16 protein-coding genes and 1 tRNA gene are annotated in these 10968 nt (G+C 49.8%); 5 read left to right on the top strand and 12 right to left on the bottom strand.

Going from position 1 to position 10968, the window contains the following annotated elements:
* Positions 1 to 5: 5 nt before the first annotated feature.
* From LIO98_RS04265 to LIO98_RS04240, 6 genes are all read right to left on the bottom strand, one after another.
* Complete coding sequence (locus LIO98_RS04265) at positions 6 to 1277, bottom strand: TRAP transporter large permease (RefSeq protein WP_291953544.1); 1272 nt, start codon at positions 1275 to 1277, stop codon at positions 6 to 8.
* A 2-nt stretch (positions 1278 to 1279) separates the two neighbouring features.
* A complete protein-coding gene (locus tag LIO98_RS04260; RefSeq protein WP_291953543.1) occupies positions 1280 to 1774 on the bottom strand; it encodes a TRAP transporter small permease in 495 nt (164 codons plus the stop codon).
* Positions 1775 to 1846: 72 nt separating this feature from the next.
* Positions 1847 to 2848: a DctP family TRAP transporter solute-binding subunit gene (locus LIO98_RS04255; protein WP_291953542.1), complete on the bottom strand. Its 1002-nt coding sequence runs from the start codon at positions 2846 to 2848 to the stop codon at positions 1847 to 1849.
* A gap of 641 nt (positions 2849 to 3489) precedes the next feature.
* Complete coding sequence (locus tag LIO98_RS04250; RefSeq protein ID WP_291953541.1) at positions 3490 to 3816, bottom strand: branched-chain amino acid transporter permease; 327 nt, start codon at positions 3814 to 3816, stop codon at positions 3490 to 3492.
* Positions 3813 to 4016, bottom strand: a complete 204-nt coding sequence (locus LIO98_RS04245; protein WP_291953540.1) for a hypothetical protein — start codon at positions 4014 to 4016, stop codon at positions 3813 to 3815. The genes LIO98_RS04250 and LIO98_RS04245 overlap by 4 nt, the downstream gene beginning before the upstream one ends.
* A complete protein-coding gene (locus tag LIO98_RS04240; protein ID WP_291953539.1) occupies positions 4013 to 4675 on the bottom strand; it encodes an AzlC family ABC transporter permease in 663 nt (220 codons plus the stop codon). Before LIO98_RS04240 ends, LIO98_RS04245 begins: the two co-directional genes overlap by 4 nt.
* A gap of 98 nt (positions 4676 to 4773) precedes the next feature.
* On the opposite strand from LIO98_RS04240, the gene LIO98_RS04235 reads away from it, so the two are divergent.
* Genes LIO98_RS04235 through LIO98_RS04215 form a run of 5 tightly spaced genes read left to right on the top strand, consistent with a single transcriptional unit; the run spans position 4774 to position 8251 of the window.
* Positions 4774 to 6162 (top strand): PLP-dependent aminotransferase family protein, encoded by a 1389-nt coding sequence (locus tag LIO98_RS04235; RefSeq protein WP_291953538.1) that lies wholly within the window; start codon positions 4774 to 4776, stop codon positions 6160 to 6162.
* A 40-nt stretch (positions 6163 to 6202) separates the two neighbouring features.
* Positions 6203 to 6994, top strand: coding sequence for a nitrilase-related carbon-nitrogen hydrolase (locus LIO98_RS04230; RefSeq protein ID WP_291953537.1), 792 nt, complete (start codon positions 6203 to 6205; stop codon positions 6992 to 6994).
* A 37-nt stretch (positions 6995 to 7031) separates the two neighbouring features.
* Positions 7032 to 7742 carry a hypothetical protein gene (locus LIO98_RS04225; RefSeq protein ID WP_291953536.1) on the top strand — a complete coding sequence of 237 codons (711 nt, stop codon included), beginning with the start codon at positions 7032 to 7034 and terminating at the stop codon, positions 7740 to 7742.
* Positions 7743 to 7790: 48 nt separating this feature from the next.
* Entirely contained in the window at positions 7791 to 8021 is a 231-nt protein-coding gene (locus LIO98_RS04220; RefSeq protein ID WP_291953535.1) for a PF20097 family protein, read from the top strand.
* Positions 8018 to 8251, top strand: a complete 234-nt coding sequence (locus LIO98_RS04215; RefSeq protein WP_291953534.1) for a PF20097 family protein — start codon at positions 8018 to 8020, stop codon at positions 8249 to 8251. Before LIO98_RS04220 ends, LIO98_RS04215 begins: the two co-directional genes overlap by 4 nt.
* 125 nt (positions 8252 to 8376) lie before the next feature.
* On the opposite strand, the gene rplA is transcribed toward LIO98_RS04215, so the two are convergent.
* The 6 genes from rplA to rpmG all read right to left on the bottom strand — a co-directional run bounded on the left by rplA (position 8377) and on the right by rpmG (position 10844).
* A complete protein-coding gene (rplA, locus tag LIO98_RS04210) occupies positions 8377 to 9087 on the bottom strand; it encodes a 50S ribosomal protein L1 (protein ID WP_291953533.1) in 711 nt (236 codons plus the stop codon).
* An 86-nt stretch (positions 9088 to 9173) separates the two neighbouring features.
* Positions 9174 to 9599, bottom strand: coding sequence for a 50S ribosomal protein L11 (gene rplK / locus LIO98_RS04205; protein WP_291953532.1), 426 nt, complete (start codon positions 9597 to 9599; stop codon positions 9174 to 9176).
* 106 nt (positions 9600 to 9705) lie between these two features.
* Positions 9706 to 10257: a transcription termination/antitermination protein NusG gene (gene nusG / locus LIO98_RS04200; protein WP_291953531.1), complete on the bottom strand. Its 552-nt coding sequence runs from the start codon at positions 10255 to 10257 to the stop codon at positions 9706 to 9708.
* Positions 10258 to 10334: 77 nt separating this feature from the next.
* Entirely contained in the window at positions 10335 to 10517 is a 183-nt protein-coding gene (secE, locus tag LIO98_RS04195) for a preprotein translocase subunit SecE (RefSeq protein WP_066748631.1), read from the bottom strand.
* Between the two features lie 78 nt (positions 10518 to 10595).
* Positions 10596 to 10673, bottom strand: a tRNA-Trp gene (locus LIO98_RS04190).
* Positions 10674 to 10694: 21 nt separating this feature from the next.
* Positions 10695 to 10844, bottom strand: coding sequence for a 50S ribosomal protein L33 (gene rpmG, locus LIO98_RS04185; protein ID WP_291953530.1), 150 nt, complete (start codon positions 10842 to 10844; stop codon positions 10695 to 10697).
* Between the last annotated feature and the right edge of the window lie 124 nt (positions 10845 to 10968).

Below are 10968 nucleotides of genomic sequence, written 5' to 3'. Positions count from 1 at the left end.
ATTATTTACCTCAATAACCAAACTAATCCCATACTCAGCGCAGGGATGTAGGTAAAAAGAAGCAGACAAAACAACATTGCTAAAATAAACGGAACGACCGCTCTTGAAATTTTAAGCATACTGACCCCTGAAACGGCAGAGGCCACGAAAAGATTCGCACCATATGGCGGCGTTACAAACCCCGTTGCAAGAGCTACTGTCATAACAAGACCAAAATGAACAGGGTCAACACCCAATTTCAACATTATCGGCAATAGTATTGGCGTTAATATAATCATAGAAGAAATATTATCTACAAAGCACCCAACAATGAGCAACAACAAATTCACTATCAGGAATATAGTTATTTGGCTTGAAGATATTGAAAGCATCCATGTGCATATTTTTATGGGAATTTGTTCCATCGCTAAAAACGCGGCAAATGACATTGATAAACCGACCATAAATGTCGTGGCGCCATTTACGAGGGCTGCATCTTTAAATGCGGCGTATATGGTCTTAAAATCCAGCTCTTTATATATGAATTTGCCAATCAGCAGCGCGTATACCGAGGCGACGACAGCAGCCTCTGTCGGGGTAAAAATTCCCCCATATATTCCACCTAAAATTATTATTGGTACTAACAGAGCCCAGAAAGCCTCCTTTAGCGTCGGCCAAATTTGGGGAGGATTAGATGTCCTTGGATAACCCTTCTTTCGCGCGGTTCTATAAGATACGGCCATGAGCGACAAACCTATGATTATGCCCGGAATAATTCCCGAGATAAACATTTCACCTACAGAAACACCAGAAACTACCCCATATATTACAAATGGTATAGAAGGCGGAATTATTACACCGATGGACCCAGCCGTCGCAGTCAAGGCCGCGGCAAAATCACTGTCGTAGTGTTTTTCTTTCATTGACGGGATCATAAACGAACCTATGGCAGAGACGGTTGCCGGCCCGGACCCTGAAATAGCGGCAAAAAACATACATGCCATGACCGTCACCATGGCCAGTCCTCCCAGAACGGCTCCGACCATCGCATCGGCAAGATTTACCAACCGCTTCGATATACCGCCATACCCCATAAGGGCTCCAGCCAACATGAAAAACGGTATTGCTAACAGCGGAAAGGAATCCAGAGCGGCAAAAGCATTTTGGGCCACCATTATAAGCGGTATCGTTCCAGTATATATTAATGCTATAACAGTAGCCAAACCAAGTGATATTCCAATCGGTATTGAGAGCGCTAGCAATAACACTAAAGAACCAAATAATACTAAAATTTCCATTTTTACACCCCCATATTACTGCCACTATTGTTATTGGAATGTATTAAGTGGAGCATATTATCAATGAGCCTTATCGACATCAAACTGCACCCAACAGGAACTGAGAGGTAAGCATATGCCATAGGAAAACGCATCGCAGGAGAGACTTGCCTACGTAAAAGAAGCATTTTTACAAGTTCAAAACCCTTAAAAGCTAAAAATATACTGAATGCCAGCCAGATAGACAGCGCGAATAGCTCGAATATTTTCTTTGATTTCTCTGTTTTTAATATATCTTTTACCACCTCTATCCGCAAATGACGATGTTCTTTTGTCGCATAGCTTGCTCCAAGCCATATTTGCCATAAAAATAGATAGCGAGCCATTTCTTCACTCCAATAAAGAGAGCTGGAAAAAAGATATCGCATAACAACCTGCCCAAAAACCAAGGCTACGGAAAACATTAGGCTATAAACCAACAAATATTCTTCTAAATTAGAAAATATTTTTCTTAACATGAAGACACCTCCTATTTTAAAGAGTCAGTGAAAAAATAGAATTTCACCGACTCTTTAATGGCATTGCCTTGACTAATGACTGTTTTTTCTTGCCAGCTCTATAAAGTCTTTGCCGCCTGGAACGCTCTTTGAAAATTCTTCATAAACAGGGGCAGTGGCCTTAATAAAATCATCTTTTTCTGCTTGTGTCAGCTCATTGATTTGCATCCCTGATTGTTTTAAAAGCGCCAACATCTCTTTATCCTGAGCTTCCGTTAATTTTCTCTGCTCGTCTCTAAATAGAACCGCCCCATCTTTCACTATTTTCTGTAAATCTTTAGGCAAATTATTAAACCACGTATCATTACAAAGGAATGTTGTGGCCGCATAAACATGACCTGTAAGCGTAGCATATTTTTGGACTTCATAAAACTTCGTCGTATATATTAACGGGATAGGATTTTCCTGAGCGTCTACCGTTTTTTGCTGTAAAGCGGTATATAGTTCTCCAAAGCTCATCGGGGTCGGATTTGCTCCCAACGCTCTAAATGATGCCATATGTATTGGGTTTTCCATTGTCCTGATTTTAAGTCCCTTCAAATCCGCCGGTTTATGAATGGGCGCCCTGTTGTTTGTTATATGGCGGAAGCCGTTCTCCACAAACGCTAGATTTATTATCCCTAAACTAGGAAGGAGTTGGTTCAGCTTGTCACCTAATTCGCCATCCAGCGCCTTATAAGCCGAGGGTTTATCTTTAAATAAGAAGGGTAAGTCAAAAACTTGGAATCTTGGTTCAAAGCCGGACAAAACGGCAAGCGCCGTAACTGTCATATGTATAGTTCCCAACTGGACGCTTTCAATTGCTTGGCGTTCTCCGCCTAATTGCCCGTTAGGGTATATTTCCACCACCATACGTCCCCCAGATTTTTCCTCCACATATTTTTTAAAAAAATCTCTAAGGGCAATATGCTGTGACTGTGTTTCAGGAACAACAGACGCAATCTTAACAATGTATTTATCAGCCGCAAAACATGAACTTGCAAAAATTAATAATAAAAAACTGCCTATCAAAACGGTTCCCATCTTTTTCAACATACAAATCCCTCCAATAATTATTTATATTTTTGCAAAACATTTTATAACTTCACCATTTTAGTGATTTTTATTTCTTGCACGTAAAATAATTTGGGTAGGACAGCACTAATTTAATAACTGGTGGCTTTCCATCTTTGATACAACAAGTACGTTTTGTTGTCATTTATGGCTTAATTAAAAAATATCTTCATTCAAGCACAGTCGTTTTTTCCCAAACTTTCTATCCTCTCCTATCTAATCGAGATTACATTTCAAGCTTCCACCTAACAGCACTGGAATCTGAATCAGGACAGCGCGGAAATTCTCATCTTCATTCTTTGCCACCTCTCTTTATTTTAGAGCACCAAATATAATTTAGAGTACCATAATTATGAACGTAAAATTATTTATAGTCAATAGCAAAAATAAAATTTTATTTTATTGGCCGTATAGTCATAATAAAAGCATTAAATGGGAGAGGCTTTGCAAGAAAAACCTATTTGAGCCAATTTCTTAAGATTATAAATGGGTAAGATGGTTTTTAATTTATATGAACGGTTATATTCAGAAACGGATATTTCTCAAGACTGTTTTCAGGATGGGATATTTCCTATATTTTCAATTGTTTTAGCGCCTATTAAATAAATAATAAATCTTACTAATCAGAATACAAACTGCACCAGCAGCATATAGACCGCCGTGCCGCCAGCGATCGAGAGCAGCATGGCCCGCTTCCAAAAATGGAGCGCGGTGACGACGGCGATTGATATCGCCTCGGGGATGCCGTGCGTTCCAGAAAAGAGACTTACGTCTTTAAGACAGTAGACGACGAGCATACCAAGCGCCGCGGGCGGCAGCATTCGTCCGAGGTATTGTATGTACTCCGGCGTCTTTCTGCCGGCGGGGAAGATAAGAAAGGGAAGGAAGCGCGTGGTGACCGTGCCGAGAACGACCGCCGCGACCACCGCGGCCTGTTCAAAAACCGTCACCTGCCGTCACCCGCCGTTTCAAGAGGTTTTCTGAACAGCGTCAGCACGCCAAGGATCGCGGTCATTGAGGGGATGATGAAATTACCGCGGAAAAAGACGAGGCAAAGCAGCGAAAGGCCAAGCCCCAGCAGGGCGCTCCTATGGTCTCTCTCCTTCATCCACTGTTCGAGGAAGATCACTACGAGCAGCGCCGTCATCACAAATTCGATTCCCTTCGTGTCAAAGGGATGATGAAATTACCGCGGAAAAAGACGAGGCAAAGCAGCGAAAGGCCAAGCCCCAGCAGGGCGCTCCTATGGTCTCTCTCCTTCATCCACTGTTCGAGGAAGATCACTACGAGCAGCGCCGTCATCACAAATTCGATTCCCTTCGTGTCAAAGGAGAGCAGGGAACCGAAGAGACCGCCGAGCGCCGCGCCGCATACCCAGTAGGAGTGGTTGAGCAGCGTCACAAAGAAGTAGAACCATCCCCGGTCCACGTCGGGAGGCACATCGGCGGTGCAGTTGATCGAAAATGATTCGTCACAGAGGCCGAACATCAGATACCAGCGTTTCCGTCCCATGTTTTTGTATTTATCCAGCATCGATATCCCATAGAATAGATGGCGCGCGTTGACCATCAGCGTGAGCAGGAAGGCGCCGAGAGGATCGAAGGCTCCCAGCAGCAGGTTCACGGCGACAAACTCCATCGAGCCGGCAAAGATCAGCAGGCTCATGAGGATCGGGTAAACCGCGGGAAATCCGCTCGCATTCATATAGATGCCGTAGGCGATACCTAAAAAGAGAAATCCCGCGAAGATAGGGATCGTATAGGGAAAGGCGGCCTTAAAGGCCTTTTTCATCGTTTCGTCAGTAAACATCGGAATAAACACACCTCCTGCGAAAATTATATTCGCGAAAATACATATAATCAATGGTATAATTATATGTATTATAATAAAAGCAGGAGGTCCCCGCCGTGCCAGTCAACTCCTTCGCCGACTATTATCTCTCATGGAAACCCGAGAAGGCCGCCCTCCGGCGTCCATACTATCTCTCCATCGCGGAAAAGCTGGAGGCGGACATCCTTAACGGAAAGCTGCCGCCCGACACGAAACTCCCGCCGCAGCGCGAGCTTGCCGATTATCTCGACCTCAACTTTACGACGGTGACACGGGCCTATAAGATCTGCGAAAACAAAAACCTCATCTACGGCGTGAAGGGCAGCGGGACATTTGTACAACCAAGTGCCATATTGCCGCTGCTCAACTCGCGCGAGACCTTCGCGGGGCGCGGCATTGAGATGGGGCTCATCGCCTCTTTTGAGGAATGCAACGAAATGGTGGTCCCCGCACTCCGGCGGGCGGTGAAACGGAATTATCTGGAACATATGCTCAGCTACGACGACCCCACGGGAATGCCGCATCAGAAGGCGGCGGCGCTGAATTGGATGAGCCGCTTCGGCCTGCGCGCCGGGGAGGAACAGGTGGTGATCGCCTCGGGGACGCTCAACGCGATCACCCTCGCGCTGCTGGCGTTATTCGAGCCGGGAGAGCGTATCGCCGTGGACCGCTTCGTCTATAACAATTTTATCGATCTCGCGAAGCTCCTGCACCTTCAGCTCCTTCCCGTAGCGGGTGACGGGCTGGGAATGCTGCCGCGGGAACTTGATTACCTCTGCCGCCACAGCCGCGTGCGGGGCATCTTTCTTATGCCAAGCTGCTGCAATCCGACGACCGTCTTCACACCGATGGCGCGGAAGGAGGAGCTCGCAGCGGTGATCAAAAAACACGGCCTCATCCTGCTTGAGGACGACATTTATGCCTTCATCACCGCGGGGATCATCCCAGGATACGGGCTGCCGCTGCGCGAGCTGCTCCCCGAGCAGACGCTCTACCTCTGCGGCACCTCGAAATCGCTCTGTTCGGGGCTGCGCGTCGCCTATATCGTATTTCCGCCGCTCTTCCGCGAAAGGCTTTACCGCGCGCTCTTTAATATCAATGTCAAGACCTCGTCGCTTGACGCGGAGGTGGTCACGGAGCTGATCCGCAGTAACGAAACGGAGGGGATAATAAGGCGGAAGATGGCCCTCGCGCAGGAGGCAGGGCGCATCTTTTCGCGTTATTTCCCCCATGCGCAGAACGGACATCCCTTCAGCTTCTTCCGCTGGCTGCCGCTTCCCGATGATAAAAGCCCAGAAGAGACGGAGGCGGAGCTTCTGAAAGAGGGGGTGCGCGTCTTTCATTCGGGGCGCTTCTCCTGCGGTAAGAACGACGGGGGCGGTTTTCTGCGCCTCTCGCTGGCCTCCGCCGCCTCCATGCGGGAGCTTGAAGAGGGGCTGCGGATAATCGCCGCTTATATGCGATAATTATATAAAGAGCAACGATAAAAAGATGGGAGGACGGCAAATGCTGAGGATAGGACTTGCGCAGATAGAGGTAAAACCCGGGGATCGCGTGGAAAACTTTAAGACCGTTGAGAGGTGGATGGAAAAGTATCATACCCCCTCCGACGTTGAGACGATCGTCGTGCTGCCGGAGATATTTGACGTCGGCTACGTCATCGGAGAGGCCGGGAGATACGCCGACCGCGGCGCGGCGCAGGCGGCGGAGTTTTTGGGCGGCCTCGCGCGGCGCTATAACGTCTGGTTCGCCGGCGGTTCCGTCCTCGCGATGACCGAGGAGGGGGCGGTGAACCGCGCGCTTCTTGTCAACCCGCAGGGCGAATATCTCGCGCATTACGACAAGGTCCATCTCGTGCCGATGATGGACGAGGAAAAATATCTGCGTGCTGGCTCCGCACCCGGACTCTTTGAGATAGGCGGCGTCAAGATAAGCAACGCGATCTGCTACGACCTGCGCTTCTGTGAGTGGTTGCGTATGGGCGCTCTCGCCGGCGCGCAGCTCTGTCTCGTCTCCGCCGAATGGCCCGTGTCGAGGATAGAGCACTGGAGCACGCTGCTGCGCGCGAGGGCTATTGAAAATATGATGTTCGTCGCCGCCTGCAACATGGTCGGCGCCACCGACGGCGACGTCTTCGGCGGACGCTCCGCGGTGATCGACCCCTGGGGCAGAACGCTATATGAGGGCGGCGAAGGGGAGGAGGGGGCCTTTATCTGCGTCGAACCGCGGGAATCCGACGAGATCAGGGGCTTTATCAAAGCCTTCGATATGCGCCGCCCGGAGCTTTATCAGCTATAATATCACCGTTTATTCTTAAAATCTGGAGGTTTTCGCTGTGAAAAAAATAATCGCGCTGTTCGTATCCGTCCTTCTGCTGGCCGTAGCCTCGGCCGCCCTTGCGAAACCGGAGGTGACGGATTTCAGAAACAACAATTACGATTACGCAACGATCAAGACCATCCTCGTCCTGCCCGTCATCTATGACGTCTCCATCCCGCAGTCGGAACCCTTCCTAAAAGAGGCGGCGGAGCAGAGATGGCAGGAGCAGACCCTGAAAAAGCAGGACCGTTTCCCATTTCTGTTAAAAACTCCTAAGGACGTCGTCGACCGCGCGGCCTTCATCAGCGGTCAGCCCGCCGAACAGATGACGCCGCAGCAGACGGCGGAGAGGGCTCTAGTACTTGCCGCCGACCAGGTAGACGCGATCCTCACATGCACGGTCACCAAATGCGGCATCGGCGTTTTAAAGCATCCCGGCGAGTATGTGACCAAGTACAGGTACGTCGACGAGCCGGTATGGCGCAACGACCGCTGGGAACACCAGAGGGTGCAGGTTCCCTATCAGGAGTACAAGGAACCCTGGGAGGAAAACATCACACAGGGGGCGGTGAAGGTGGAGCTGCGCTCCGCGAAGGACAACGGCCTCATATACGGCGAGACGGTCGCGGCCAATACCGGCGCGGATCTCTTCACGGAGGCCCCCACGCTGACAAAGCATATACAGAACATTATTGAAAATGCCGCGAAGCGCATCCCGGTGAAATAGTTCAGGCCTCCGCTCCACAGTTGTTGCTATATCAAGGAGGTTTTACCCGTGCAGTGTCCATATTGTAAAAAGGAGATGACCGCCGGCACCATCTATGGCGATACATACCGGATGAAATGGCTGCCGCGGAAGAGGGGACTCTTTCTCGGCATCTGGGCCTTCGGAGGCCACAGTATCGGCCGGGGCGGATTTTTTACCCGCGCCCGCGTCCGCGCCTATTTCTGCGATTCCTGCGAAAAATTCATCATCGACGAACACCCGCGGGGGGTAAAGCTATGAGATGCCCCTTTTGCGGCGCGGAGATGGAAGAGGGCCGTCTGGTCGGAAATAAATTCAAGATGAAATTTATGCCTGACGATAAAGGCCTCCTGCTTGGCATCTGGGCGATGAACGGTATTTCCCTGGGCAAGAAGTCCTTCCCTGGACGCGCGGTGATCCCCGATACCTGGCGGTGTGAAAGGTGCGGCAAATATATAATCGACATCGCCGGCGGCGAAAAGAAGGCGTGAGCTGCAAAATAATACAGATTTTTATGTGATAAAACTGTCGTAAAAATATTAATACCAGATACAACAAGCGGCCCGTTCTTTGACAGAACGGGCCGCTTGTAAGTTTGCCTTTAACGCGGTGTGGGTTACTCCGCCGCCACATCTTTCTGAGCCTGGACCGCATCTATCTGGATGCCCACGCCCATCGTGGAGGTGATGGTGATACCCTTTATGTATGTGCCCTTGACCGCTGCGGGACGGGCTTTGATGACTGCACGGAGGAGCGTCTTAACGTTGCCCATGAGGTTCTCCACGGGGAACGAGGCTCTCCCGACAGCATTGTGCGTGATAGCTGTCTTGTCAACGCGGAACTCGACACGGCCCGCTTTGATTTCTTTGATAGCATCGGCGACATCGAATGTAACGGTATTGGTCTTTGCGCTCGGCATCAGGCCGCGGGGTCCGAGGACCTTACCGAGGCGTCCAGCCGACTTCATTATATCCGGTGTGGCGATTACTGCATCGAAGTCAAGTCTGCCGTTCTGGATCTCTGCAACCAGATCTTCGCCGCCGACGATGTCCGCGCCTGCATCCTGAGCTTCCTTCTGCTTGTCACCAAGCGCCAACACTGCGACTTTCTTTGTGTGGCCGGTTCCGAAGGGAAGGACTATTGTGCTGCGTACCTGCTGGTCTGCATGACGGGGATCAACGCCCAGACGAATATGGAGTTCGAGGCTTTCATCAAATTTCGCGGTCGCGCATTCCTTCGCGAGCGCTACTGCCTCAGAGAGGGGATACTGCTTTGTAAGATCAACTTTTTCGAGCAGCGCCTTGTAACGTTTTCCTTTTTTTGCCATTTTATTTTCCTCCTTGTGGTAATGTCGGATCTCCTAAAAGAAATCCTCCCACTCCTGAAAACATCTTTCAGGATTAAAAGTTCGAATCAGCGAACTATTTCGATACCCATTGAGCACGCCGTGCCTTCGATCATCTTCATTGCCGCTTCGATGTCGTTGGCGTTGAGGTCGGGCATCTTAAGAGCCGCGATGTCCTGCACCTGCTTCTTCGTCAGCTTTCCGACTTTGTCCTTGTTGGGGACGGAAGAACCCTTTTCCTTGCCGGCGGCCTTCTTGATAAGAATGCTTGCGGGCGGGGTCTTAAGTATGAATGAGAAGCTGCGGTCCGCGTATACGGTGATGACAACCGGAATTATCATGCCGACCTGGTCGGCCGTCTTGGCGTTGAACGCCTTGACGAATTCCATGATGTTGATTCCGCGCTGACCGAGCGCCGGGCCAACCGGCGGCGCCGGTGTGGCTTTTCCTGCGGGAAGCTGAAGTTTGAGCTCCCCTATTACCTTCTTAGCCATAGTGATGTTTCCTCCTTAGGTTAAAACCTCTCCCGCCATGGGGTGAGGCTGTTATTCGGTTTTCAATGTGCGTGCTGCGGAAGATCGCTGTAACGGGGGGCGCCCTCTATATCTTTTCGAGGTCGTTGTAATCTGCCTCCACGTCTGTCTCTCTGCCGAAGGCCGTAATCCGGAATTTTATCTTTGCTTTGTCCGCGTCGACGTCGACGACAGGACCGCTGCTTCCCGCAAACGGACCGGTCTTCATCTGCATCATATCGCCGACCTTGAAATCCACCTCTACCTTCGGCTTGGCCTCTTTGCCGAGCTTCTGCATGATGTCTTCAGCCTCTTTAGGCGAAAGGGGGATGGGGTGGTTTCCGGAACCGACAAAGCCCGTTACTCCGGGAGTGTGGCGAACGACATACCAGGACTGATCTTCAAGTATCATTTCGACAAGGACATAGCTTGGGAAGACCTTCCTCTTAACGCGTTTGGTCTTTCCCTCTTTTATGGTTACCTTTTCTTCAACGGGAACAAGGACACGGAAAATCCTGTCTTCCATGCCCATCGTCGCTATACGCTGATCGAGGTTTGCCTTGACCTTATTCTCATATCCTGAATAGGTCTGTACTATGTACCAGCGGCGTTCCTGTGTATTTCCAAATAATTCGCTCATGCTTAAAAGAGGACTCTCGTCCTCTCCACCTCCAGATTACAGTCGAGATACATCCAATAATATCCGAACATACGCAACTACTGGATAATCTTAGAGAATATTCCAGTCAGAATCAAATCTACCAGCCCGAGATAGGCTGAGGCGACGGCCGTCACGACGATAACAATGATGGTCGAATACCATAACTGCTGTTTTGTGGGCCATGTTACCTTTTTAAGCTCAGCTCTAGATTCCCGGATGTAGTCGAGGACTTTATCCATCAACCCCGACCTCCTCATTTATCGACTTTAGTATATGTTGCAATGCTGCTTTTCCTGACCGTTTTTAGAGAATAAAAATGGCAGGCCTGGAAGGATTCGAACCCTCAACCCCCGCATTTGGAGTGCGGTGCTCTAACCAGTTCGAGCTACAGACCTGCATGCAGAGGTTATTTTACACTATTTGCATTCTTTATGCAAGGTGTGCTTATCGCAGAACTTGCAGTACTTTTTCTTCTCCAGCTTTTTGGTCGCCTTTTTCTTGTTTACAAGCGTAACATAGTTGCGGCATTTGCACTCTGTGCACTGAAGACCGATGATGTCAGCCATTTCTATTCACTCCAGACAAATATTAATTTGAAAGGGGCGGCCGCTTTGAGCCGCCCCGCGCATATCTTATTACGCTATGATCTCAGTGACGACGCCGGCGCCGACTGTACGGCCGCCTTCGCGC

This window comes from Cloacibacillus sp. (genome assembly GCF_020860125.1).
In the GTDB taxonomy this organism is placed as follows: Bacteria; Synergistota; Synergistia; order Synergistales; family Synergistaceae; genus Cloacibacillus.
This window is presented reverse-complemented; position numbering and strand designations above follow the sequence as displayed.